We start from the raw sequence: 25,160 nt of genomic DNA on the forward strand, positions 1-25,160 counted from the left end.
CACGGTCAGGCGCTCACGCGAACCCCGCCGTCAGCGCAAACTCCCGGCCCATCGCGCAGACCTCGTCGAACAGGAAGCCGGCAAAGCTGCGCATGACAGTGATTTCGAACGCATCGTGGCCCGTGCGGGCAAGGTTGGCGGCGACATGGCAGATCTGGCAATTGGTCGACTGGCCGATTTCGAAGAGGTCGGAATGCAGGTCGAGTGCCATGCATTTGGCAAGGATCGCCCGGACCTTCGGGCCCTGAATGCGCAGCACCACGCGGCCGTCGCTCTGGTCGACGAAGGAGGCACCGGCAGCCCCGAGATCCGCGAGCTGGCGGGCAATCGTATCGGCCGGAACGGTCTCACTGACGACAAGCCATTCGCCGGGGCCGCAGACGCGGACATGCACGTCCTCAAGATTGTCCAGCGCCTCCTCGACATCGCTTTCGTGGCCGGCATGGGCCAGCACCGAGAAGACGACCGGCGAACGCAGGATCGCAAGATGATGGGGATTGGGCGTCGCTTCGAAACCGGAAATGTGGTCCTCGAGCACGTGACGGGCGGTAAAGGTCACCGGCATGGTCGGATCCTCACAGGTTCAGTTTCTTGTTGTCGGGGTCGTAGAAGACCGGGCTGACGACCTCGGCCATCACCTCCCCGCCCCGCAGGCCGTCCCAGACGACAATCTTCTCGCCCAGTCGCTCGCGGCCGGATTTGAGGAAGGCGAGACCGATCATATGCCCGAGTGTCGGCGAATGGCAGACGGAGGAGACCCAACCCTGGTCATTGAGCGTCGACGGCTTGACGTTCTCTTTCAGCAGATGCGCACCCGCCTTGAACTCCTTGTCATGGTCGACAGGCTTCAACCCGACGAGTTGCGGACGGTCGGCGGCGGTGAGGCCAAAGCGGCTCGACAGGCGTTTGCCGATGAAGTCGGGCTTTTGCGTCGAGAGCATTTTCCCCAGGCCCACATCGTCGGGCGTCGTGCGGCCGTCGATTTCGCTGTGCGTGATGAAACCCTTTTCGATTCGCAACACGTTGAGCGCCTCGACACCATAGGCGCAGATGCCATGGGCCTTGCCGGCCGCCATGATCGCATCGGCGACGGCTTCGCCGGTATTGGCCGGCACTGCCACTTCGAAGGCGAGTTCACCGGAGAAGGAAATGCGGAACAGCCGCGCCTTCAAGCCCCCCTTGAGCAGCACTTCGCGGGCCGAGAGGAAGGGGAAGGCTTCGTCGGAGATATCGTCTTCGATGATCTGTTCGAGGATGATCCGCGCCTTGGGACCCGCAACCGACATTTGCGCCCACTGATCGCTGGAGGAGACGAAACGAACGTCGAGATCCGGCCAGAGAACCTGTGAGCAGAATTCCAGATGCGTCATCACCTCGCCGGCATAGGCCGTCGTTGTGGTCATGAAGAAATGCTCGTCCGACAGCCGGCTCGTCGTGCCGTCGTCGTAGATCATGCCGTCTTCGCGCAGCATCAGCCCGTAACGGGCCTTGCCGACGGGAAGCTTGAGGAAGGCGTTGGAATAGATGCGATTGAGGAATTCAGCCGCGTCCTTGCCGAAGATCTCGATCTTGCCGAGCGTCGAGACATCGCAGATCCCGGCATTGGCCCTGACATTCAGCACTTCCCGGTCGACCGCCTCGCGCCATGTCTTTTCGCCATCACGCGGGAACCAGGAGGAGCGGTACCAGAGGCCGGATTCGACGAAGACCGCACCGTTGCGCTTCGCCCAGCCATGCAGCGGCGAGGTGCGCACGGGCCGCGAGTGTTCTCCGCGCGAGGTACCCGCCATCGCCCCGAAGGAGACGGGCGTGTAGAAGGGACGGAAGGTCGTGGTGCCAATCTCGGCCGGTGAAACGCCGCGCATGCCGGCCATGATGCCGATGGTCGCGACATTGCCGAGCTTGCCCTGGTCGGTCGCCATGCCGCCGGTCGTGTAGCGCTTGGTGTGCTCGACATGGCCCATGGCCTCGCGCTGGGCAAGGCCCAGGTCCTTCACATGCACATCGTTCTGGAAATCGACAAAGGCTTTTGCCTTCGCCCCGGGCACATACCAGAGCGGCGCGAAGGCAGCGTCGTATTCGCCCTCGACTTCAGGCACGTCGACCGTACCGACAAGGCGACCGAGATCACCAACCGCCTCATGCGCCTTCTCCGCTCCGTCGCGCAGCACAGCGGCAAGCGAAGCAAGCCCGGCAGCGGCGCCGGCAATTCGCAGCCCCTGGCCGACATCGGGGGCAAGAAAGGCCTGATGTTCGTCGGACCAGACAGGCTTGGCGCCGCGCTGGCAGGCGAGATGGACGATTGGGCTGTAGCCGCCGCTCATGGCCAGCGCATCGCAGGCAATGTCTTCCTGATGGCCCATGCGCTCGACGAGCAGGCCCTTGATCCGGTGATAACCCTTGGTGTCGACGACGGCCCCACCGGAGATAATCCGCACGCCAGCGGGCGCAACATCCGAAGACTGGGCACGCCCGTCGATGATGGCGGCAACGCCAACACCGGCGGAGACCAGATCGGCGGCCGTGCGATAGCCCGCACCGCCATTGGTGAAGATGGCGACATTCTGGCCGGCGGCCACGCCATAGCGGTTAAGATAGGTGCTGACGGCACCCGACGTCATCACACCCGGTCTGTCATTCCCGCCGAAGACCAGCGGCCGCTCTTCCGCACCGGAAGCCAGGATCGCCCGCTTGGCGACGATGCGCCAGACACGCTCGACCGGAAGCTCGCTGGTTGGCTGCGCAACATGCTTCTGAACCTTTTCGACGGCACCGAAGACATTGTCGTCATACCAGCCGAACACAGTGGTGCGCGGCATCAGCGTGACATTGGAAAGGCTCTTCATTTCCGCGACGACGGAGGCCGCATAGTCGGCGGCCGGCACGCCGCCGACAGTGACGCGCTCTGACAGCAGCGAACCGCCCAGCACGAAACCTTCATCCGCCAGGATGACCCGAAGACCAGCCCGGGCCGCAGCCCGCGCCGCCATCAGACCGGCGGGGCCTGCCCCGATCACCAGCAGGTCGCAATGCGCCCAGGCCTTTTCGTAGCGATCGGGATCCGGCAGGAACGGCGTCTTGCCGAGGCCGGCCGCCTTGCGGATGATCGGCTCGTAGAGCTTCTCCCAGAAGGCTTTCGGCCACATGAAGGTCTTGTAGTAGAAGCCGGCCGAGAGAAATGGCGACAGCAGGCTGTTGACCGAGCCGATATCGTATTTCAGCGACGGCCAGCGGTTCTGGCTGTGGGCCTCGAGCCCCTGATAGAGCTCGGCGACAGTGGCCCGCGTATTGGGCTCCGTGCGACCGTCCTTGCCGATCGTGACGAGCGCATTCGGTTCCGCCGAACCCGCCGTCACGATACCGCGCGGGCGGTGATACTTGAACGACCGCCCGACCAGCATCTGGTCATTGGCGATCAAGGCAGAGGCCAGCGTATCGCCTTCATAGCCCGTGTAAGTCTGGCCATCGAACGAGAAAGAGAGGGTGCGGGCGCGGTTGACGAGCCCGCCGGATGAGAGGCGATAACCGGTCATCGCGCGGCCTCCTTGGCGTATCCGCTCGCGTCGGTGACACTATAGACCTCGTGGCTCGCGGCATTGTCCCGCTCGACCACCAGCCAGCGGCGGCAGCCGGCCGAGTGGTGCCAGTGCTCCATGATCCGGCCCTTCGGATTATCGCGGAGGAAGACGTAAGCGTTCCAGGCATTGTCAGGCGCACCGGGCGCCGGACGGACCGGGCTCGCATCGCCACGAATGCTGAACTCTTCCTTGGGACGGACGCCGCAATGCGGACAGGTGATCAGGCTTGCCATGGCGATTGTCTCAATGCAGGTTCGGTTGTGGACCCTTGCCGCCTTCGTCGACGGCAAAGCCGCGTTCGAAGCGATCAAGGCGCAAGAGGCGGGCCACGGGATGGGCCTCGTTCTTGGCGATCAGATGCGCAAAGCAGAAGCCCGACGCCGGCGTCGCCTTGAACCCCCCGTAGCACCAGCCGCAATTCAGGTAGAGATTGTCGATCGGCGTGCGATCAATGATCGGCGAGCCATCCATCGACATGTCCATGGCACCACCCCAGGCCCGCAGCACGCGAACCCGCGACAGGCCGGGGATCAACGACACGCCCTCCTCGATCGTATGCTCGACGGTCGCGAGATTGCCGCGCTGGGCATAGGAGGAATAGTAATCGATATCGGCGCCGAAGACCAAGCCGCCCTTGTCGGACTGCGAGATATAGAAGTGTCCTGCGCCATAGGTGATGACATTGTCGATGACGGGCTTGATGCCTTCCGACACGAAGGCCTGCAACACATGAGTTTCGATCGGGAGGTCGAGGCCCGCCATCTTGCCGGTGACGGAGGTGTGGCCGGCGGTCGCCATTGCCAGCTTGTTGCAGCCGATGAAGCCCTTTGTCGTCTCGACGCCGGTCACTTGCCCGAGTTCATCGCGTCGGATGCCGGTCACTTCGCAATGCTGGATCAGATCGACACCACGCTCGTCCGCCCCGCGCCCATAGCCCCAGGCAACGGCATCATGGCGCGCCGTGCCGCCGCGCTTTTGCAGGAGGCCACCGAGGATGGGGAAACGGGCATGGTCGAAGTTGAGATAGGGCATCATCGAGCGCACCTGCTCGCGGTCGAGCAGTTCGGCAGCGACCCCATGCATCATCATCGCATTACCGCGCCGCGCATAGGCGTCGCGCTGCCCGTCCGTGTGGAAGAGATTGACGATACCACGCTGCGAAACCATGGCATTGTAGTTGAAGTCCTGCTCCAGCCCTTCCCACAGCTTCATCGACAGCTCGTAGAAGGGCTCGTTGCCCTCCAGCATGTAATTCGAGCGGATGATCGTGGTGTTTCGCCCGACATTGCCGCCGCCGAGATAGCCCTTCTCGATCACGGCGACATTGGTAATGCCGAATTCCTTGGCAAGGTAGTAGGCGGTCGCCAGACCATGCCCGCCACCACCGACGATAACAACGTCGTAATGCGGCTTGGGCTGCGGCTCACGCCACATCGGCGCCCAGTTCCGGTTGCCGGAAAGCGCCTGGCGGAAGATCGAAAGGGCGGAATAACGCATCGAACAACCTCTGCAAATGTCGCGTCACATTCGCATAGGCATCATAAAGAGCAAGCGCGATCAGGACAAAAACCATGCTGTTTGAGACATGCGCCACATGTTTCGTCGCAGTGCAGCACAGAAACATCAGACGAGTTTGGCTTGCTACGACAACGCGCACTTCCAAAGTGCATGCCACAGCGGTAAACCGGAGACATGACGCTCGGGAGCCCGATGCAGGTGCATGACAAGACAGACATTCTGAAACTCTTTGAGGACAGCGCGATCGCCGCAGGCCACGTCATCCTCGACGTTTACAGGGCGGGCGCCGAGGTCCGCCTGAAGGGCGACAGGTCGCCTGTGACGGAGGCCGACGAGAAAGCCGAACGCCTGATCCTGGACGCGCTCTCACGCCATCTGCCCGGCATACCGGTCGTCGCGGAGGAAGAAGTCGCAGCCGGCCGCATCCCTGACATTTCCGCCGGTCGCTTCATTCTGGTCGACCCACTCGACGGCACCCGCGAATTCATCGGCGGCCACGACGATTTCACCGTCAACATCGCGCTGATCGAATATGGTGCGCCCATCCTGGGCGTCGTCCATGCCCCTGCCCTCGGCACGCTTTATCTGGGCGGTTCAGGCAAGGCCGAGAAACTTGCAATCGATGCCGAAGGCCGCGTCACCATGCGCCACGGGATCGCCGTGCGCTCGCAACATGCCAGGCCCTCCGCACTGGTTTCCCGGTCCCACAATTGCGATGCCACCGACGCCTATATCAAGAAAGCGGAGATCCTGGAGCGCAAGGCGGTCGGATCCTCGTTGAAATTCTGCCTCGTCGCCGAAGGAGCCGCCGACATCTATCCCCGCTTCGGACCCACGATGGAATGGGATACGGCTGCCGGCGACGCCGTGCTGCGGGCGGCGGGCGGCATGGTATCGACCGAAGACGGGGCACCGCTCACCTATGGCAAACGATTGCCGGGCCTCCGCGCCTTCGAGAATCCGGCCTTCATAGCAACCGGGCACCCGCAGGAGCGGGGATGACTTCGAGATAAAGGCAAGGAAAATCAACGGGGAGACGTGGCTTTCATCCCCCGCCGTCCGACATGCCTCAGACTTTCTCCTTCCATCGCGCTGCGTCTCGCAGCCCAACCGTGAAGGAGAGACCATGACCGACGCCACAGCCAATCTCGACTTGCCCTTCATCCTGCCCGCCCAGGCGCAGAAGCATGTGACACACAATGAGGCACTCCAGCGGCTCGATGCCTTGGTGCAGCTGGTTGTTGCGACAAGTGCTCAGACCCCACCGGCTGAACCCGCCGAAGGGCAGATCCATTGGGTCACGGCCCCGGAGACCGGCGCCTGGACCGGCAGAGCAGAAAGCCTTGCCCTCTTTCAGGACGGTGTCTGGGTCTTCATCCCTCCACGACCGGGCTGGACCGCCGTCTTCCTCGACGAAGCAAGGCTGAAGATCTTCAACGGAGCCGAATGGATCGAGCAGCCGCTGCCGACGGAAACCCAGTTCGAGCGGCTGGGCATCGCAGCCACGCCAGACAGCTACAACAGGCTCTCCCTGTCCTCACCCGCGAGCCTGTTCAATCACGCCGGCGGCGGCCACCGCCTGACAGTCAACAAATCAAGCATTGCGGAAACGGCAAGCCTGATCTTCCAGTCCAATTGGCAGGGGCGGGCCGAGATGGGACTTGCGGGCGAAGACCGATTCTCCCTCAAGGTCAATGGCGACGTGACAGGCTGGCGCCAGGCGGTGAGCATCACGCCGGAAGGTTATGTCCGCCACGACCAGCGGCCGCTTGTGCGCGCCTCACTTGCGCCAGCAACACTCACGCCGGCAGCCGGCAGCTTCACCGGCTTCGATATCCTGCACCTCTCGGGCGGCGATATCGCCCTCGGCTCTCCCCTGCCCTCGGGCAACGGACATCCCTTGATCGTTCCTGCGTCAGGCTATTACCTGGTCTCGCTCACGGTCGCTGCGATCAGCATCGGAAGCCATAAGCTGCATGTCAGCCGCAACGGCTCGGCCGATATTCTGACCCACATCGGGGGCGCAGGAACATCCAGCACGATGGCACTGGTCTGGCTCGATGTCACCGACACTGTGGCACTGCGCCACGAGGGCACGACCCAGTATGAGTTCGGTTATGGCAAGACGGAGATCAGTCTGGCCTTGCTGTGAAAGCAGACGCCGGAACGACAAAGGCGCCGCTGAGATGGCGGCGCCTTTGATTATATGCGGAATCTGTCCGCCCTCAGAGCAGGCGATATCGACAGGCGCGCGCAACCGCCTGCATGCGGTTGACCGCCTCAAGCTTGCGCATCGCACTCTTCAGGTAGCTGACGACCGTATGGCTGGAAATGTCGAGAATGATGGCGATTTCGTCGCTGCTCTTGCCCGCCGCCGACCAGCGCAGGCATTCGACCTCGCGGGCGGACAGCTTCTCCTTCGGCCCGAGCCTTGGAACAAGTGCCTCGACGCCGGCATCGAGCAACTCCATCACGCTCAGCAGAAGTTCCGCGATTTCCTTGCGGTCCGGCGCGGTCTCCCGTCCGGAAAAGACCAGAACATACTGGGTCTGGTTCCGGTCATACAGGCCGTAGGCCAGCGAGCCACCAAGGTCGAATGGCTGGAAATGCGGCGCAACGGGCTGGCGCGCCTCCGAGCCAGCGGTCCCAAGGAAAAGATTGTCCTCGGTATAGATTGGCAGGAGCGAATTCTTGATGCGCGCAACAAGCTGGCTTCGGGCATAGACCTCCGCCGCTTCATAGGCGAGTCGCAGTTCATCCGGCCAGGTGCAGACGATCAGGTTTGCAGAAAACTCCGGGCTGTCCGCCTTGGGAAAGCGGGCGAGCATGCAGTGTCGGAAACCGTGCTGACGGCCGAGCGCGAAGAGTTCGCGTCCCCACGTACCCGTGGAGAGCGCTTCGCTCTGAAAAACGGCGTCACCGTCACCAAAACTGTGACTGCGCGTCACATCGGTTGGCCTGAACATAGAACTCCTTTTCGACCGGACGCATCGTCCGATCGGGATATGAATGTTTATGGACATTGCTTCGTTCCACGAAGGAACAGGTATCGGCTGGGCCTGTCGCCGGTCTTGCGGTCCATATGTGGACCGCCATGCATGACAGATTTACGCTGGACCGACAGGTCGATCCGCGCCCTTGGCATTGAAGGGACAACAATGCCACAGATGCCGCAAGCGGACCAGTCACCCTACACGCATAACTCCTATGCAATTGCCGCAAGTTTAATCAAGTTGCCGCAATTCGGGCGAATCCCGTCAGGGGCATGGTCGGGGAAATTATTATCAAATGCTTACAATGCGCTTAGGCAAATTTTAAAGCATCGGTCCTAGGATGAGGGTGTGTGGTCTTGAGTATGTATAGAGAGTCCAATGACCGAAATGATCCGCCCACGAGTGAAATATGTCATCGGCCCCGATGGCAGCCCCCTGACGATTGCCGATCTTCCACCGGCCAACACGCGCCGCTGGGTGATCCGCCGTAAGGCCGAGGTTGTCGCGGCTGTGCGTGGTGGCCTGTTGAGCCTGGAAGAAGCGTGCGAGCGCTATACCCTGACGGTCGAGGAATTCCTCTCCTGGCAGTCTTCGATTAATGATCACGGCCTTCCCGGCCTGCGCACCACCCGTATTCAGCAGTATCGCCATTGATCAATTAGGTGCCGGCTGGCCCGGCACGACAAGCCAATTTTTCCAGACCCCATCCTGAACCGGCACGGCGCACCCCGCCTGCCGGTTTCATGTTTTCTGGATGCCTCCGCGACGTCCAAGGGCACTCAAAGCCGCGACGGCAAGGCTGGAGCCGGCATAGAACCACAGGCCCGGCTGCGTAAAAGCCTCCGCCAGACCACTGGTTTTTGTCGCGAAGATCACGATCGCCACCAGAAGAACGTCCATCATCGACCACTTCGACAGAGCCGGCAGAAGCCGCGCCAGCGCGTCAGGCCGGGCCGGCTGGCTGCCGGCGATCTCCTCGGCGGCGACGAGAAGGATCTTGGCGAGCGGAAAGACGACGGAAACCAGCGCCACCAGGACCGCAAGCGCACCATCACCTCCGTCCCACAGCGAAACGACCACCTCGATCAGTGAAGCATCCGTCGAGAAAACGTAGAAACTTTCGAACCGCATCAGCGGCAGGCTGATGCCGAGGGCGAATGAAATCGAAGCCCCGATGAGAAGAAACGCCTTCAACCAGATCAGCAAGCCGTTCCTCTTCTCCGTCGAACACAGCGTCACCCGCAGACGCGTTGCCGGCCGGCGCGGGCGGATGTTAATCAGAAGCGATCAAATCCGGCAACAAGAGGCTGATATGCAGATCAACAGCGAAGAAGCAGGCTCCGGCGGCCGCTATGTCGGACGAATCGATGGCATTGATGATCCGGCCATCATGACCTTTTCCCGTGCCTCGGCGACACTGATCATCATCGATCACACCGAGGTCCCGGGCGCGATGCGCGGCCAGGGTGCCGGGCTGGCACTCGCGGAATTTGCTGTCGAGGCGGCCCGCAAGGGCGGCTGGAAGATCATCCCGCTCTGCCCCTTCATGAAGGCGCAGATGGATCGTCACCCCGATTGGAACGACGTGCGCCAATAATACACGGTCAGTGGCCCCATAGACGAACGAAGGCGGACGCAGGGTAACCCGCGACCGCCTTTCTTATGGAAATCACAACCAGTCTGAACCGTTTCAGCTCAGGCCCGGACACGCATCTGGCCATCGCGCTCTTCGAGAGCCGCCGCCTTCTGGTACTCCGCTTCTGCCTCTTCCAACGCCAGTTCTGCTGCTTCCTGCTGGACCTTCAGTTCTCGGATCGAGACCTGGAGATTGTCCGCGCGCTGGCGAGCTGCCTTGGCGAAGGTGGGGTAGGCGAAATGATTGGGATCAGAGATGCCCGACTTCTTCTCTTCGATGCCGATCTGAGCTTCGAGCTCCTTCGCCATCCGTTCGAACTCTGACATCATCGACTGCAACTGCTGCAATTGCCGACGCTTTTCGGTAACCTGAAATCCTTTCAGGCGTACCAGGCTCTCACGCGACTTCATACGCAATACTCCCGTGATGCGAGACCCCCCGCCACACTTGCTACTCAACACGCCCGCCACCGATTCGTCCAAAAAAAGTCTTCGGCGTTAACAAAAAGCTACCTTTGGTAACCTTTCGTTTACGGGCATCGTTAATGATAAGCCCGATCACTTAAGGGTCAGTAAATGCCAGAGCCCGAAAAAAGCTCGTGACAATGATGAGTCAAATGAATCGGTTACGGGGTTTCCCTAAGGCGCAGATTCAAGTGTGGCGATGACCGAAAACACATGAAGAATCAGGAGGCTAAAATCTTTGCTTAATAAATTCGATACACCTTGCCAGAGGGAATCAGAATTTGTTAACCAATTGGTGGCAGCCTTCAAATCAGGCAACGACTGGATCCGTATCGCGTAGGGGGCCATCTTGACCTTTCGGCGGCGGTAAAGGGGATAAATATGCGGGTTCTACTCATTGAAGACGATAGCGCGACGGCGCAGAGCATCGAACTGATGCTTAAGTCCGAGAGCTTCAACGTCTACACAACCGATCTCGGCGAAGAAGGTGTCGACCTCGGTAAGCTCTACGACTACGATATCATTCTGCTCGACCTGAACCTGCCCGACATGTCCGGCTATGAGGTACTGCGTACCCTTCGCCTGTCGAAGGTGAAGACGCCGATCCTGATCCTGTCCGGCATGGCAGGCATTGAAGACAAGGTCCGGGGCCTCGGCTTTGGCGCCGACGACTACATGACGAAGCCGTTCCACAAGGACGAACTCGTTGCCCGCATCCATGCGATCGTCCGCCGCTCCAAGGGTCATGCCCAGTCGATCATCATCACCGGTGAGCTGATCGTGAACCTGGATGCCAAGACCGTCGAAGTCGGTGGCCAGCGCGTCCACCTGACGGGCAAGGAATACCAGATGCTGGAGCTTCTTTCGCTCCGCAAGGGTACGACACTGACCAAGGAAATGTTCCTGAACCACCTTTATGGCGGCATGGACGAGCCGGAGCTGAAGATCATCGACGTCTTCATCTGCAAGCTGCGCAAGAAGCTCGCAAATGCGGCCGGTGGTGCAAACTACATCGAGACTGTCTGGGGCCGCGGCTACGTGCTGCGCGAGCCGGATGGCGCGGAATACCAGGAAACGGCTTGAGCCTTTTCCGATCTCCTTACAAAAGGCCCGCGTCCCTGACGCGGGCCTTTTGTCTTTGAGCATACCGCCGTCAACTGCCTGAGCCATGAACATGAAAAAGGCGGCGCTCATGGCACCGCCTTCCAGAATTTCTCTCAGTTCTATTGCGATCAGGCAGCGATTGCCTTGTCGCCGAATGTCTTGGTCAGGATTTCGCGGTCAAAGGGCTTGAGCAGGAAGTCGCTTGCTCCGGCTCTCTTGCCGGCCATCATCACCTTCAGCTCGGCTTCGACAACGCAATAGTAGATCTTGACGGCCTTGCCATCGGGAAGGGCACGGACGTTGGAGATCAGATCGAGAGCGTCAGCCATGCCCGCATCGACGATCATGACGTCGGGAAGCTCCCGCTCGCAGCGCGTGAGGCCTTCACGCCCGGAAGCAGCCTCCGAAACCTGATAGCCAAGCTCCGACAGGATCCTCTTGCCGACCTTGCGAACGATGTCGGAACCGTCTGCGATCATCAAGCGCTTCATGGTCAACTCCCCTCCCCTCGAATGGGGATATCATTGTATTGGCCAGCATACGGAGCCTCGCCTAAGGAAAGGTTACCGGTTGCATCGCCTCACCGTCCCGAATCGGGACGGCTCAGGACATGACTTCCGCTGTGAAAGCGATCTCGCCTTCGCTCGGCAGGCATTTCAGCTCCATGCCGCATTCGTCGGCAAGAAGAATGGTGTAATAGGGCTGGATCGTATGGGCGTCGACGGCCTCTTCGAGGTTGCCGGAGAGGATCTCCTGATACTTCGGCGGCACCCGCAGCATGCGTCCCTTGGCGACGATCTTGAACTTCGCGTCGGTCTCGGGATTTTCCAGCGAGATGTCGAGCGAGCCGCCGCGCGGAATGGCGCCGTAGGCGACCAGGAAGAGGTTAAGCAGCAGCTTCACCCGGTTCTTCGCGATGATCGCACGCGGTCCGCTCCAGGTGACCTCTGTCTTCTTTTCGGCAATGGCGAAATCCTTGGCGGCCTTCTCGGCTTCACCCGTATCGATCGAGGCGCCGACCGATCCGGAGGCGCCGAAGGCGAGCCGGGCAAACTTCAGCCGGACCGAAGCATTCAGGGCGCTGGTGCGGATGAGATCCATGGCATCGGCATCGGCGCCGCCCTCGTCGAGCAGTTCCAGGCCGTTGTTGATCGCACCGACCGGCGAGATGACGTCGTGGCAGACGCGGCTGCATAGCAGCGCCGCGAGGTCGGGACCTGCGAGCGTGAGGTTGGGATTCTTCGCCATGATCGTCTCCAGAAGATGTGGACCCTCAGCGCAACAAACGGACCCAGGTCCGCAGGCGCGACTTGGTCGGATGCCGTTCGGTCATAATGACACCATATTTGGTAAACCGATTATTAAGACGATGCTCGCTAGGTTTAATTACCCCCAAGGAAGACGCCGAATCCGTCGGCTTCGCATTCAGGAGGCACCATGCATCACCTGTCCCACCGCTCCATGCCGTCTCTCAAGGCCATGGCCCTGGCCGTTTTGGCGATGCTCAGTGTCGTCATGACACAGCGCCCGGCCGAAGCCGCAGGCGAATACACAATTCAGGAAGTGGTCGATGCCGGCCATGGCTTCTTCGGCGAAACGAGCGGCGCGCTGGCCAAGGTGATCGAGCAGGCCTTCCAGCAACATGGCCTGCCCAACGGCTATATCCTCGGGCAGGAAGGCTCGGGCGCCCTGATCGCCGGCCTCACCTATGGCGAAGGCATGCTCTACACCAAAAATGTCGGGCAGCATGATGTCTTCTGGCAGGGCCCGTCACTCGGCATAGACTATGGCGGCAACGGCACACGGGCCATGATGCTGGTCTACGATCTGCCGGATGTCGACACGCTCTATGCGCGCTATGGCGGCGTCAGTGGCTCTGCCTATATCGTTGCCGGCGTCGGCATGACGGTGCTGAAGAGCCGCGATGTGATCCTCGTGCCGATCCGCACGGGCATTGGCGCACGGCTGGGCGTCAATGTCGGCTACCTCAAGCTGACCCGCTCCCCGACCTGGAACCCCTTCTGACGTTCCGGGGGAGCGCAGCTCCCTCAGGCTCACGCAAGCTCATTCTGGTCTGACGTTAGCCATATTCGTTGATGGACGCGGCCCTGCGAGCCCTTCTGCTTGCCCGGCCGCCGTCTGCATGCTTAACTATCTGCTAATTCTTACCGAGTGCAGTGGCCAGACCGTGATTGAATACGCCCTGATTTTTGGACTGGGATTTATGGCGGCGGCGCTGCTGGTGATGCTTGTCGCCCCGGCGGTGCATCAGCGAATTGTGGTCTATACGGAGAACCGGCTGAAGGCGACCATGCCGCTCAGCCCACAGGAGATTCGCGCCCAGAAGGACATGGTGCGCGCTGTCTACGCCGCCGAGAATGCCCGCACCCAGCATGAACTGACCCGCGAGCGCGAAAAATCGATCGGCATCAAGCTGCAGAACGAGGCCCTGAGCAGCGAAGCTGCGCGTCTCGTGTCCGACAGCAAGGAGCTCAAGAACCAGATCGAGGAGATGAGCACGGAAGCCGCCGACCTGCGCTCGAGGCTCCGCCGTGGCGATGTCGAAATCACCTCGATTCGCGAGACGCTGAAGCGCGTCGAAATCTCGGCCGCCGCCAAGGATATGGAGCTTGAGGTTCGCGCCCACAGGATCGCGCGCCTGATGAGCGACATGGACACGATGCGCATCGAGGCGATGAGCCGGGACACCGAGATCGACACGCTGAAGACACGCATTCAGGATATGCGCGACGAGCGCGAGGAACTGCGCCGCGAGAGCAAGCTTCTCGGCAAGCGCGCAAAAGATGCCGAGTTGCGCCTCACCCAGGAAGAGCACAAGGTGCTGCGGCTGGAGGACATCCTTGCGCGGGGTGCGGCCGACCGCGCCGATGCGGGTTCGCTGCTCGAACGCCGGACGCGCGAACTCACGGAGCTTCGCGGCAAGCTCAAGGCCGCTACGGCACAGCTGCGCAATGCTCAGCGGGTTCTGAGGGAAGCTGGTCTCGCCTTGCCCGAGACGAAGGATCTGTCCATGGTTGACGAAGAGATTGCCAATTCCAACCTCGCCCTGGATCCGATCGCCTTGGAAAACGACATCCGGCGCAGTCAGACGGCCCTGACTGAACGCCTGCTAATGGCAAAGGCCTCGACCGAGGACGACGCCCTGCGCGAGGAGTTGGGCGATATCGCCGCGAAGATGATTGTGCTGACGGCGGCACGCGAACCCGATCAGACGGCCATAGCCGACATTATCTCTGCGCAACCCAAAGCGCTCGAGAAGCCGAAAAGCCTCGTCGATCGGGTGCTCAAGATCGAGCCGTCGATCGGCCGCGGAACCGGCATGGCGAGCCCCGCCGAATAGGCTGATGCGCCGCTCAACCCTAGGTCAGCCGAGCCTGCCCATGGCACGTGCGATATTGTAGAGTGCAATTCCACTCGCCGTCCCGACATTCAGACTGTCCAATCCCGGCGCCTGTGCGATGCGGGCGGACAGGAAATGATCGAGGATAACAGGGGGAAGCCCCTCGCCTTCCGTGCCCATGACCAGCGCGACGCGCCGCCCCGGCGTGATGGTGTCGATCTCGACAGTGCCGGCGGGCGACAGCGCCCAGATTTCGAATCCTGCTTCAGCCAGCGATCCAAGCACGTCCTGTGCCGCGCCCTGCCGCGCATACGGCACGGCAAGCACAGAGCCGACCGAGACGCGCAGCGCCTTGCGGTAGAGCGGGTCACAGCAGGTCTCGTCGAGCAGCACGGCATCCGCCGTGAAGCCGGCGGCATTGCGGAACAGGGAGCCGATATTGTCATGATTGGAGATGCCGCAACCGACGAGCACGAGAGCATCGTCGGGCAAGGCTCCGATCAGAGCGGCGAGATCAGGTGGTGCAGTCCGACTGCCGAGCGCCAGCACTCCACGATGCAGGTGAAAACCCACGACGGCATCGAGCACGGCGGCATCAGCCACATAGACGGGCACATCCTCGGAGAACTGCGCCAGCAGGTCCGATAGCCCCGCCACACGGTTCTTGAGAAGGAGAAGCTTTTCGGCCTTCACCGGCCCGGCCCCGGCATGCGCCTTGGCGAGCATGGACAGCACCACCGTACCCTCGGCGATGAACTGTCCCTGGCGGCCCGTCAGATCGCGTTCGCGGATCGAGATGAACTCAGAGATCCGGACATCGCCGGGATCCGTGATCTCGATGAGGCGTCCGGGCTCCACGTCTGCCTCAGTCGCCGGCAAGCGTGACGTCGGCGATGATCCGGCCGAGCGCGAGATCGAAAACAAACGCCTTGCGTTCGCCGGATCCCATCTCGCCATAGATCAGCATCTGGCTGCCCGAGAGCGACGTCTGACCCACGCGAAAGCCGGCTGGCAGATTGGCGGTGAGGCTCAGCGGCTGGTCGGACGGAACCGCGAAGGAGGGTGCAGCCGCCGTCACTGGTTCGGCGCCGCCTTCGTCGCGCGTCAGCTTGTAGAAGATCGATACCAGCACCGCGAGGAAGAGCACCGCCATGATGCCGCCGGAGATCAGCTGCAGCTTGACCATCTTGCGCCGCACGCTCTCCATCGCCGGATCGAGCGGCTTGTCTTCCTGGTTTTCGTCGTCGATTTGCGCCATGGCAGCAGTCGTTTCCCATTGCGTTCGCATTGATCCCGACACTTTTTCCGATGCGAACGATCCGGAGAAAATTGCCGGGTCGACCGGCTGTCGATTGTCCCAAAGCCCGGTCTGTGCCAAATGGCAGCAACCAGGGCCGCAGCATCGGCCACCGTGAAACGGGATGACATGATGACCGACCCCTTTAACGAAGCCGCCGCATCAAGGAAAGAGCTGATTGCCGATAGCGATGCCCAAGGCCGCATCGACGCCTGGCTGACGGCAGCCCTTGGGGCCGAATTTTCCCGCAATCGCGTCAAGGCGCTGATCGAACAGGGCGCGGTTCAGCTGAACGCCGCACCGCTCGATTCTCCCAATCGCAAGATCAAGCCGGGCGACTCCGTCGTCATCGACCTGCCGGCGCCGGAAGACCCGCAGCCGAAGGGCGAGGACATCCCGCTTGAGGTTCTCTACGAGGACAAGGATCTGATCGTCATCGCCAAGCCGCCGGGCCTGGTCGTCCATCCGGGCGCCGGCAATTGGCATGGCACGCTGGTCAATGCGTTGATCTACCACTGCGGCGACACGCTCTCCGGCATCGGCGGCGTCAAGCGCCCCGGTATCGTCCACCGCCTGGACAAGGATACGTCAGGCGTCATGGTCGTTGCCAAGAACGACATCGCCCACCGCCACCTCGCCGAGCAGTTCGCCGATCACGGACGGACCGGCCCTCTGGAGCGCGCCTACCGCGCCGTGGTCTGGGGTCGTCCCCGCTCGCTCGCCGGCACGATCGACGCAGCGCTCGGCCGCTCCGGCGCCGATCGCACCAAGCGTACGGTGAAGCGCGAAGACACCGACGACGCCCGCGAGGCGATCACGCATTACACCGTGCTGGAGCGCTATGGCGAGAAACCGGACGCCTCCTGCCTCGCCTCACTGGTCGAATGCCGGCTCGAAACCGGACGCACGCACCAGATCCGCGTCCATATGGCCCATATCGGCAATCCGCTGATTGGCGATCAGGAATATGGCGCAGCCTTCAAGACCAAGGCAAACCTGTTGCCGGAAGATGCCAAGCGGGCGGTGAACAAGTTCCACCGTCAGGCCCTGCACGCCTACCTGCTCGCCTTCGAGCACCCGACCACGGGCAAGACCATGCGCTTCGAGGCACCGATTCCGGCGGACCTGCAGAAGGTGATCGATGCACTGAAGGGAATGTGAGGCCGCCAGGGGCCACAACCAAGCACAATTGAATTGCACGCAAATTATTTTTGGGTTTCACGGCCTCGTGACGGAACGCAAATCTTGTATCGCCGTTTTGCCATACTTATCTGACATACGGATTTCTGTGGGATAGAGAGATCCACGGAGATGGGACTCGCCGGTTTTTGGGAGTCCAACGAAGAAAGAGGGGTGCTATATGGCCCGCAGCAGTTTGCCGTCCATCACCGCCGGAGAAGCCGGCCTCAATCGCTACCTGGACGAGATCCGCAAGTTCCCCATGCTGGAACCCCAGGAAGAATACATGCTTGCCAAGCGTTATGCCGAACACGGCGACCGTGACGCGGCGCATCGCATGGTCACAAGCCATCTGCGCCTTGTGGCGAAGATCGCCATGGGCTATCGCGGCTATGGCCTGCCGATCGGCGAAGTCGTCTCGGAAGGCAATGTCGGCCTGATGCAGGCCGTGAAGAAATTCGATCCCGAGCGCGGCTTCCGCCTGGCGACGTATGCCATGTGGTGGATCAAGGCGTCGATCCAGGAATACATTCTGCGCTCCTGGTCGCTGGTGAAGATGGGCACGACCGCCAACCAGAAGCGGCTGTTCTTCAACCTGCGCCGTCTCAAGGGCAAGATCCAGGCCATCGAGGAGGGTGACCTCAAGCCTGATCAGGTGACCGAGATCGCGACCAAGCTCAAGGTGTCGGAGGAGGAGGTCATTTCGATGAACCGCCGCCTGTCCGGCGACGCATCGCTGAACGCCCCGCTGCGCGCGGCGGAAGGCGAGAGTGGCCAGTGGCAGGATTGGCTCGTCGATGACCATGAGAGCCAGGAAGCGGTCCTGATCGAACAGGACGAGCTGGACACCCGCCGCAGCATGCTGAAGCGTGCGATGAGCGTGCTCAACGACCGCGAGCGTCGCATCTTCGAGGCCCGCCGCCTGGCAGAAGATCCAGTTACGCTGGAAGAACTCTCGTCCGAGTTCGACATCAGCCGCGAACGCGTCCGCCAGATCGAGGTGCGCGCCTTCGAAAAGGTGCAGGAAGCCGTTCAGAAGGATGCGCTGGAAAGCGCCAAGGCCTTGCGGGTTGTCGAGGCCTGAGCCGCCACCGGATCCTTGAGAATGAGAAATAAGCCGCCCGATGAACCGGGCGGCTTTTTTTTATATCGGCGGAATGATCGACCTCGCCTATTCGACGGCGAGTTGTTGCCGCGAGAACACCGCCAATCCAAGCCCGTTCAGCACGACGAGCCAGCCCAGGAGAACGGCAAAGCCGAGCATTGCCGGGACTTCGGAGCCACCTGCAAGCAACCAGTCGCGGAGCGCCTGGGCAGCATAGCTCGGCAAGGGCAGCCGATCCGCATCCGCCCCCAGGTAAAGCTGTAGCAGCGTCGACCCGATCGCCAGCAGAAAGGCCGACAGCACGGCGGCGATCATCGAGCGGAAGATGACGACGATCACCGCGACCAGCGAAGCAAGCACGGCAAGTTCGAGGAATGCGATTCCCGCAGCAAACAGAAGCAGCGAGAACGAACCCGAAGTGACCAGGAGCGCGCCACCACCCTGCCCCTTGATCAGCGAGAACAGCAGGTTGAGCGCGATATCGCCCAGCACGACGACGAGGAGCCCCAGCGCAAGCCAGGCGAGGCAGACGATGAGCTTGGCTGCATAGAGCTCGAAACGGGCATGGCGCGGCACCAGAAGGCGCCATGTCGAGTAGCGGTATTCAAGAAAGAAGACCGAAGCGACGCCCAGCGCAAACAGAAGATGCCCGAGGGAATTGCCGGACAGGCTGAGACCTCTTGCCGCCGACAGGAAAAGATCGACGTCTCCGGCACTCCGGTGACCCATGCGAAAAAGAAGGAAGCCCTCGATCACGAGTTTGAGCAGAACCGCCACCAGCGGCACCACGAGATAGCCCCAGAACAGGATCGCGGGCTGCCGAACGAGCTTCAGCATTTCGGTCGGGATAAGGGTCCCCATCATTTCATCTCCCGCGTCTGCAACAGGAACACCGTTTCGAGGTCCGGTTTGATCCATTTCGCCTCGTGGATGCGCACACCCGACACAGCGAGCGACCGGATCAGGTCCGGCACCTCGGATTGATCGATGCGAACATAGACACCACCGTCGGCTGCCTGGCCGCGGCCGTCCAGCTGCGTAACCAGCCCGTCCGGATGATCGACCCGCAACCAGAAGCGTCCCTCCTGATCGAGGAGATCGGCAACCGCACCTTCGGCGATGAGTCTTCCATGCTGCAGGATCGCCACGCGGTCGCAGACCCGTTCCACCTCATCCAGCAGATGGCTGGAAAGCAGCACGGTCAACCCGTCCCGATGCACCAGATCGTGGATCAGGGCGCGCATCTCGAGAATGCCGTCCGGATCGAGACCATTTGTCGGTTCGTCGAGAATGATCGCCTCTGGTTCCGTGACCAGCGCGCAACCGATGCCAAGGCGCTGCTTCATGCCAAGCGAAAAGCCGGACACAGCCTTGTCCGCTGCCTTCTGCAATCCGATCCGCTTGAGCACCGGCTCCACCAAAGAGGATGTCGCGGAACTGTCCGCCAGGATCCGCAGATGTTCTCTGGCCGTCAGGAAGGGATAGAAGCTCGGCGCCTCGATCAGCATGCCGAGCCGCCGCCGTCCGGCAGGTGTTGCCGCATCGCCGAAGATCCGGACGTCGCCGCGATCGGGCCGGAGAAGCCCTGCCAGGATCCGCAGCAGCGTACTCTTGCCGGCTCCGTTGGGGCCGAGCAGACCATAGACCACACCGCGCGGGATCGAGAGACTGAGCCCGTCGAGCGCCTGCACCGCGCTGGCACCACGGCCGAAACCCTTGTGCATCGAAACGAAGTCGATCGCTGGGCTCCCGGCCGTCGACATGGGGGCCGTTGCTACACTGGTCTGTGTCATTGCTGCGATCACACCCTAACCTGCACTTGTTGCTCTATGCGGACGCGCGGAAAGGAAGTGCCTTCCTGATCCGCCACCTTCACGCCAGCTCGATATGAAAAATCCGCCGGAAAATTCCGGCGGATCTGGAAGAGACTTGGGAGGGCGACCCTCAATTCGCCGGCGCTGCCGGGGTCAGCGCTGCCCATTCGCGCAGCACCTGCTCGAAGACATTGCCGCCCGTCGTGCCCTTGTCGAGTGTGATCAGCGCCCGGCGACCGTTGCGGTAGGTGAGCGGAATGTCCATCCAGCCGCGGGTCGAGAGCAGTTCGACATTGCGCTTGACGACATCCTCGAAGTCGTTGAGCGCAACCAGATATGTGTCGTCCGTGACCTTGGCAGTGACAGCGACGAGCGGGTCACCACGATCCTGTTCGGTACGCTTCATGGCGATCCGCTGCAGGTTCTCGATCGCGCCACCTTCGAAGTCCGGTGGCACCGAGAAGACGACCTCGATGATGTGGCTGGCCGGCAGAGAATTGTCGGTGTTGCGCTTGATCGTCAGGAGGGCCGTGATACCGCGCTCCGGCACGTTGATGCGCCCCTGGATCTGCGGGTCGGGTCGTCCATCGGCACCGTTCTCGCGAACGGCGGTCCAGCTGATCGAGCCCGGCACGGCGACCGGAGTCGCCTGGCCGATGCGCTCTTCGTATAGGAAGAGCTTCTCGCCTCCAGCGATCGCTGCAGCATCCCCGGACGTGGCCGGGCTCTGCGTGGCGGCAGCGCCATTGGCGGCAGCCGGTGCATCGCTTGGCTCGACGGCCGAGGCGACCGTCTGGGCGGAAACCGAGCGGCCCTCGGCCGGCGCACCTTCGATCGGCGCAGATCCTGCACCCTCGTCGATTTCGGTGCCATCGGGACGCAGGCGCTGGGTGAACTTCTGGTCGGCAGCCGTCGCAGCGGCAGGCGGTGTGGCGGCCTCTTCGGTCACCGGTTCGGCCGGTGTCTCGGAACCGGCCGGCATGGTGGCGGGCGGGGCCGTCGTCTCTTCTGCCGGCGCAATCTCGCCGGTCAGGTTGGCGACCATGCTGCCGATATCATCACGCATGCTCCAGGCGAGATAACCACCGCCAGCAAGCAGGGCAACGATCAGGCCACCGATGATGAGAGGCGCAAGATTACGCCGCTTCTTCGGCTCCAGCCGATAGGAAGGCTGCTGTCCATAACCGCTGACCAGTGTCTCCATGCCGTCGGCCTGTCCGGCAGCGACATCGACCTGGGCACCCTTTGCGCTCGGCGCAAAGCTGTCGATATGCTCGTCCCACTCGGTCGGAGCAAGCGATGCGCCCTGTGCAGACCCATCGTCACCCTCGCGCGGCGAAGCCTTGGCCTCCTCCGCGTGATCCTGGAACCACTGGCTGAAATCGTCTGGTTCAATGTTCGCTGCAGCCGGAGGTTCGCCGATCGTCCCGAGTGTAGCGGGGTCAGCATCCGGAAGGCTGAGCCCCTCCGAAGCGAGGAAGTCATGGCTCGCCTCGACACGAACCGGCTCCTCATAGGCAGGGAATTCATCGGTCGGTGTATAGGATACGGCCGCAGGGGCCATATCGATTTCCGGAACTTCCGGCACGCGGTTCGCGGCCGTCTCGGTCGCGACAGGAGGATCCCAGCTCGCAGCGGGGATCGTCGGCAGCGGATCCTGGGCACGGCTCTGCAGCCAGTCATCGACCGAATCGACCGGTACGGCGGCGGCCGGCGATGGCGCTACGAGATCGGGTTCGGGTTCCGGCTGGACCTCGGCGGCCAAGGGTTCGGGTTCAGCACGTTCGGGTTCAGCGGCTTCGGGCTCGGCAGGCGGCTCGACCGCCCAGGCCGGCGTGGTCGGCTCGGGCTCGTCCTGCTGCGACCAGGTTTCCTCGGCTGTCGGGGCCTCCTGGAAGGGTTCGGCTTCAGCGGGGGCTTCGACCTCTGCCGGGCTCTCCGGCGCGGCGGCAACGGGCTCTTCGGGACGGTCGTCGTAGAGGCGCTCGTAATCGGTGTCCGGATCATCGGCACCGAATGTCGGCTCGACCCGCCAGCCTGCGTCAACCGGCGCGGCGTCATCCGCAACGGGTTCCGGTTCCTGAACCGGCTCTGCGCGATAGACTTCGAGACTTTCAGGCTCTGGCTGTGGCTCTGGCTCGGCAGCCGGTTCCGCCATATGGGCGTCGGCCCAGTCGTCACCGGTCACAGAGGGACCGTTCTCCGCATAGGTCTCGACGGGCTCGTTGACCGGCTGGACAGCTTCGGGCAAGGCCTGAGCGTCTTCAGGGCCGGCCGCGGGCTCTTCCTCGGCTGCCGGAACAGGCTCGGCCCAGGCGGGCGAAGACGCGGCAACGGCACCAGTTGTTGCCATGTCTGCCGTACCGGCCGCCTCTGGAGGCTCCTCGGCAACGACCGGCACTTCGTCGATGGCCGGCAAGGCTTCGGCATGTTCGGCCTCGACCTCAAGGATCGCGGCATCGAGCTTGTCGAGCTGGCGCTGGAGCATGTGTTCGGGCGGGCGCGGCGACATGTTCTCAAGCTGCCGAACGACAGCGGCCCGGGCCTTTTCATAGACCCGTACGCGCATCTCCGGAGTGTTGTTCGAGAGCCCGTCTACGGCCCGTCGAATTACCGCGATAAAGTCTGCCATCAGCACTTTCTCTTGAGAGCCGGCCCGCCACGCCGGCAAAACTTCATTAAAATCCTAGATTAGTCCTCGAAAGGGTCCGTCACAAGTATCGTGTCGTCGCGTTCGGGACTTGTCGACAGGAGGGCGACCGGCGCACCGATCAGTTCTTCCACCTGACGGACATACTTGATCGCCTGAGCCGGCAAATCCGCCCATTTGCGGGCGCCGACAGTCGATGTCTTCCAGCCTTCGAGCGTAATGTAGATCGGCTCGACTCGCGCCTGGGCAGCCTGGGCAGCAGGCAGATAGTCGATTTCCTGACCGTCGAGCTTGTAGCCGACGCAGATCTTCAGCTCTTCGAGACCGTCGAGAACGTCGAGTTTGGTGAGCGCAATGCCGGTGATTCCATTGGTCGCGACCGACTGGCGCACCAGGGCTGCATCGAACCAGCCGCAACGGCGCTTGCGGCCCGTCACCGTGCCGAATTCATGCCCCTTCTCGCCCAGGAACTGGCCGATCTCGTCATGCAGTTCCGTCGGGAACGGGCCTTCGCCAACGCGGGTCGTATAGGCCTTGGTGATGCCGAGGATATAACCGAGCGAACCCGGGCCCATGCCAGAACCTGCAGCGGCCTGGCCTGCGACCGTGTTGGACGAGGTCACGAAGGGATAGGTGCCGTGGTCGATGTCGAGCAGCGAGCCCTGCGCGCCTTCGAACAGGATGCGCGAGCCCTTGCGGCGCTCCTTGTCGAGCAGCACCCAGACCGAATCCATGAAAGGCAGAACACGATCGGCGATCGAAGTCAGTTCCTCCATGATCGTCTTGTGCTCGATTTCGGCCACGCCGAAGCCGCGACGCAGCGCGTTGTGATGGGTGAGGATCCGCTCGACCTTTCCGTCAAGCGCGTCGAGATCGGCGAGGTCCATCACTCGGATCGCACGACGGCCGACCTTGTCCTCATAAGCAGGGCCGATACCGCGGCGAGTCGTGCCGATCTTGGTGCCGCTGTTGGAAGCCGCATCTTCGCGCATGCCGTCGAGTTCGCGGTGCAGCGAGAGAATCAGCGTCGCATTTTCAGCGATGCGCAGATTGTCCGGCGTCACTTCGACGCCCTGCTCCTTCAGACGGCCGATTTCGGCAATCAGCGCATGCGGGTCGACGACGACGCCATTGCCAATGACGGCCTTCTTTCCAGGGCGCACGACACCCGAGGGAAGCAACGACAATTTGTAGGAAACGCCGTCGATGACGAGCGTGTGGCCGGCATTGTGTCCGCCCTGGAAGCGAACCACGATGTCCGCACGTTCGGAGAGCCAGTCGACAATCTTGCCCTTGCCCTCGTCACCCCATTGCGAACCAATCACCACGACATTCGTCATCACATAATCCTGTATATCGCGCAGTGTCTGCGCCCTACCCAAACCCGCGCATCTATACTGTGTTGTTTTTCGGAAATCGACCCGTCTTGAGGCCAGATTTGGCTTTTTGCGTGACAAAGCATGCCCCCTCGCCTAATTCGGAGGCAATTCGCGCTGCGCCGGACCAAAGCGATATGGTTTAGGCAACCGGCGGCCGCCTGCAGGGAAGTGATGCCTTTGCCCATACGCGCATACAGCTTTCTCGTCATCACCACCCTCCTTTGGGGTGGCAATACCATCGCCGGCAAGCTCGCGCTCGGCCATGTAAGCCCCATGGTCCTCAGCTTCGGACGCTGGGCGCTCGCGACCCTGGTCATTGCCTCGATCGCGATCCCGCAGATTCGCAAGGACTGGAGCGTCCTCAAGGCCAATTGGAAGCTGCTGATCTTCTACGGTGCGATTGGTTATGCCGCCTTCAACGGTTTTCTTTATACCGCACTCAAATATACCAGCGCCGTCAACGGCGCGATCGAACAGGGTGCAATCCCGGTCCTGATCTTCGTCATCAATTTCCTTTTGTTTCGCATTCAGGTCTCGGCCATCCAGATCCTTGGCTTCCTGATCAGCTTCGTTGGCGCGGCCGTCACGGCCTCGCATGGCGATCTGCAGACGCTGCTGACGCTCACCCTGAACCATGGCGACCTGTTGATGCTCTTTGCCGGCATCTCCTATGCGATCTACACCGTTTCGCTGCGCTGGAAACCACCCGTGCACTGGAAGAGCCTGATGGCCGTCCCGGCACTTGCCGCCGCCGTCACCTGTCTCCCGCTTCTCTGGTGGGAAGCGGGTCGTGGTGAGTTGATCCTGCCCGACATGCGCGGCTGGCTGATCATCCTCTATGCCGGGCTCTTCCCGTCGCTGATTTCGCAGATCCTCTACATCAAGGGCGTCGAAGGTATCGGTGCCAACCGCGCCGGTTTGTTCATCAACCTCGTGCCCGTCTTCGGAACTCTGCTGTCGATCACCATTCTCGGTGAAACGCTGGAAGTCTTCCACGTCGTGGCACTGGTTCTGGTTCTGGGCGGCATCGCGATCGCCGAATGGGGAAAGCCGGCGGTCGAAAAACCGGCCCGCTGAACGGA

Annotated in this window: 24 protein-coding genes and 1 pseudogene; 10 read left to right on the plus strand and 15 right to left on the minus strand. The window is 61.9% G+C overall.

All coding sequences use genetic code 11. From position 1 onward, the window contains the following. Window positions 1-13: 13 nt before the first annotated feature. Genes LJE98_RS06890 through LJE98_RS06905 form a run of 4 tightly spaced genes read right to left on the minus strand, consistent with a single transcriptional unit; the run spans window position 14 to window position 5,075 of the window. Window positions 14-565 (minus strand): sarcosine oxidase subunit gamma, encoded by a 552-nt coding sequence (locus LJE98_RS06890; protein WP_229574426.1) that lies wholly within the window; start codon window positions 563-565, stop codon window positions 14-16. A 10-nt stretch (window positions 566-575) separates the two neighbouring features. Beyond that, a complete protein-coding gene (locus tag LJE98_RS06895; RefSeq protein ID WP_229574427.1) occupies window positions 576-3,533 on the minus strand; it encodes a sarcosine oxidase subunit alpha family protein in 2,958 nt (985 codons plus the stop codon). Further along, complete coding sequence (locus tag LJE98_RS06900) at window positions 3,530-3,811, minus strand: sarcosine oxidase subunit delta (protein ID WP_229574428.1); 282 nt, start codon at window positions 3,809-3,811, stop codon at window positions 3,530-3,532. The genes LJE98_RS06895 and LJE98_RS06900 overlap by 4 nt, the downstream gene beginning before the upstream one ends. Window positions 3,812-3,821: 10 nt before the next feature. Further along, window positions 3,822-5,075, minus strand: coding sequence for a sarcosine oxidase subunit beta family protein (locus LJE98_RS06905; protein ID WP_229574429.1), 1,254 nt, complete (start codon window positions 5,073-5,075; stop codon window positions 3,822-3,824). 195 nt (window positions 5,076-5,270) lie between these two features. On the opposite strand from LJE98_RS06905, the gene cysQ reads away from it, so the two are divergent. Together cysQ and LJE98_RS06915 are read left to right on the plus strand one after the other, a co-directional pair. Further along, the gene (gene cysQ / locus LJE98_RS06910) at window positions 5,271-6,098 is read left to right on the plus strand and encodes a 3'(2'),5'-bisphosphate nucleotidase CysQ (RefSeq protein WP_229574430.1); all 828 of its coding nucleotides are present in this window, start codon (window positions 5,271-5,273) and stop codon (window positions 6,096-6,098) included. A gap of 124 nt (window positions 6,099-6,222) precedes the next feature. Beyond that, complete coding sequence (locus tag LJE98_RS06915; RefSeq protein ID WP_229574431.1) at window positions 6,223-7,248, plus strand: DUF2793 domain-containing protein; 1,026 nt, start codon at window positions 6,223-6,225, stop codon at window positions 7,246-7,248. A 73-nt stretch (window positions 7,249-7,321) separates the two neighbouring features. Here the strand turns inward: LJE98_RS06915 and LJE98_RS06920 are convergent, their stop codons facing one another. Then, window positions 7,322-8,062 (minus strand): LuxR C-terminal-related transcriptional regulator, encoded by a 741-nt coding sequence (locus LJE98_RS06920; RefSeq protein ID WP_229574432.1) that lies wholly within the window; start codon window positions 8,060-8,062, stop codon window positions 7,322-7,324. A 405-nt stretch (window positions 8,063-8,467) separates the two neighbouring features. On the opposite strand from LJE98_RS06920, the gene LJE98_RS06925 reads away from it, so the two are divergent. Continuing rightward, window positions 8,468-8,743 (plus strand): DUF1153 domain-containing protein, encoded by a 276-nt coding sequence (locus LJE98_RS06925; protein WP_006725852.1) that lies wholly within the window; start codon window positions 8,468-8,470, stop codon window positions 8,741-8,743. 87 nt (window positions 8,744-8,830) lie between these two features. Here LJE98_RS06925 and LJE98_RS06930 read toward each other — a convergent pair whose 3' ends face one another. Beyond that, window positions 8,831-9,295 (minus strand): paraquat-inducible protein A, encoded by a 465-nt coding sequence (locus tag LJE98_RS06930; RefSeq protein ID WP_229574433.1) that lies wholly within the window; start codon window positions 9,293-9,295, stop codon window positions 8,831-8,833. 106 nt (window positions 9,296-9,401) lie between these two features. Here LJE98_RS06930 and LJE98_RS06935 point away from each other — a divergent pair, with 106 nt between their 5' ends. Next, entirely contained in the window at window positions 9,402-9,686 is a 285-nt protein-coding gene (locus tag LJE98_RS06935; RefSeq protein WP_229574434.1) for a GNAT family N-acetyltransferase, read from the plus strand. 98 nt (window positions 9,687-9,784) lie between these two features. On the opposite strand, the gene LJE98_RS06940 is transcribed toward LJE98_RS06935, so the two are convergent. Beyond that, entirely contained in the window at window positions 9,785-10,135 is a 351-nt protein-coding gene (locus tag LJE98_RS06940) for a flagellar export protein FliJ (RefSeq protein ID WP_102018277.1), read from the minus strand. A gap of 435 nt (window positions 10,136-10,570) precedes the next feature. On the opposite strand from LJE98_RS06940, the gene ctrA reads away from it, so the two are divergent. After that, window positions 10,571-11,272, plus strand: a complete 702-nt coding sequence (gene ctrA / locus LJE98_RS06945) for a response regulator transcription factor CtrA (protein ID WP_006725856.1) — start codon at window positions 10,571-10,573, stop codon at window positions 11,270-11,272. Between the two features lie 149 nt (window positions 11,273-11,421). Here the strand turns inward: ctrA and LJE98_RS06950 are convergent, their stop codons facing one another. Both LJE98_RS06950 and chpT read right to left on the minus strand, forming a co-directional pair. Continuing rightward, a complete protein-coding gene (locus tag LJE98_RS06950; RefSeq protein ID WP_229574435.1) occupies window positions 11,422-11,784 on the minus strand; it encodes a response regulator in 363 nt (120 codons plus the stop codon). Between the two features lie 112 nt (window positions 11,785-11,896). Further along, entirely contained in the window at window positions 11,897-12,541 is a 645-nt protein-coding gene (chpT, locus tag LJE98_RS06955) for a histidine phosphotransferase ChpT (RefSeq protein WP_229574436.1), read from the minus strand. 252 nt (window positions 12,542-12,793) lie between these two features. Between chpT and LJE98_RS06960 the strand changes: the two genes are divergently transcribed. Both LJE98_RS06960 and LJE98_RS06965 read left to right on the plus strand, forming a co-directional pair. Then, window positions 12,794-13,318 (plus strand): DUF1134 domain-containing protein, encoded by a 525-nt coding sequence (locus tag LJE98_RS06960; RefSeq protein ID WP_370660356.1) that lies wholly within the window; start codon window positions 12,794-12,796, stop codon window positions 13,316-13,318. Between the two features lie 199 nt (window positions 13,319-13,517). Next, window positions 13,518-14,654, plus strand: coding sequence for a hypothetical protein (locus LJE98_RS06965; RefSeq protein ID WP_229574438.1), 1,137 nt, complete (start codon window positions 13,518-13,520; stop codon window positions 14,652-14,654). A gap of 24 nt (window positions 14,655-14,678) precedes the next feature. On the opposite strand, the gene LJE98_RS06970 is transcribed toward LJE98_RS06965, so the two are convergent. Continuing rightward, complete coding sequence (locus LJE98_RS06970) at window positions 14,679-15,512, minus strand: TrmH family RNA methyltransferase (protein WP_229574439.1); 834 nt, start codon at window positions 15,510-15,512, stop codon at window positions 14,679-14,681. Between the two features lie 7 nt (window positions 15,513-15,519). Continuing rightward, window positions 15,520-15,912: a hypothetical protein gene (locus LJE98_RS06975; RefSeq protein WP_229574440.1), complete on the minus strand. Its 393-nt coding sequence runs from the start codon at window positions 15,910-15,912 to the stop codon at window positions 15,520-15,522. A gap of 171 nt (window positions 15,913-16,083) precedes the next feature. Between LJE98_RS06975 and LJE98_RS06980 the strand changes: the two genes are divergently transcribed. Continuing rightward, entirely contained in the window at window positions 16,084-17,112 is a 1,029-nt protein-coding gene (locus LJE98_RS06980) for an RluA family pseudouridine synthase (protein ID WP_229574441.1), read from the plus strand. Between the two features lie 199 nt (window positions 17,113-17,311). Further along, entirely contained in the window at window positions 17,312-18,214 is a 903-nt protein-coding gene (rpoH, locus tag LJE98_RS06985; protein ID WP_229574442.1) for an RNA polymerase sigma factor RpoH, read from the plus strand. Between the two features lie 87 nt (window positions 18,215-18,301). Here rpoH and LJE98_RS06990 read toward each other — a convergent pair whose 3' ends face one another. From LJE98_RS06990 to LJE98_RS07005, 4 genes and pseudogenes are all read right to left on the minus strand, one after another. Next, a complete protein-coding gene (locus tag LJE98_RS06990) occupies window positions 18,302-19,099 on the minus strand; it encodes an ABC transporter permease (protein WP_229574443.1) in 798 nt (265 codons plus the stop codon). Next, window positions 19,096-19,905, minus strand: a pseudogene (locus LJE98_RS06995) (ABC transporter ATP-binding protein); the annotation flags it as partial. The pseudogene LJE98_RS06995 and the gene LJE98_RS06990, both read right to left, overlap by 4 nt. 274 nt (window positions 19,906-20,179) lie before the next feature. Continuing rightward, window positions 20,180-22,681: a hypothetical protein gene (locus LJE98_RS07000; RefSeq protein ID WP_229574445.1), complete on the minus strand. Its 2,502-nt coding sequence runs from the start codon at window positions 22,679-22,681 to the stop codon at window positions 20,180-20,182. Between the two features lie 59 nt (window positions 22,682-22,740). Next, entirely contained in the window at window positions 22,741-24,039 is a 1,299-nt protein-coding gene (locus LJE98_RS07005) for an adenylosuccinate synthase (RefSeq protein WP_229574446.1), read from the minus strand. A gap of 216 nt (window positions 24,040-24,255) precedes the next feature. Here LJE98_RS07005 and LJE98_RS07010 point away from each other — a divergent pair, with 216 nt between their 5' ends. Next, complete coding sequence (locus tag LJE98_RS07010; RefSeq protein WP_229574447.1) at window positions 24,256-25,155, plus strand: DMT family transporter; 900 nt, start codon at window positions 24,256-24,258, stop codon at window positions 25,153-25,155. The last annotated feature ends 5 nt before the right edge of the window (window positions 25,156-25,160 follow it).

This window comes from Rhizobium sp. 'Codium 1' (genome assembly GCF_020889605.1).
Classification (GTDB): domain Bacteria; phylum Pseudomonadota; class Alphaproteobacteria; order Rhizobiales; family Rhizobiaceae; genus Allorhizobium; species Allorhizobium algae.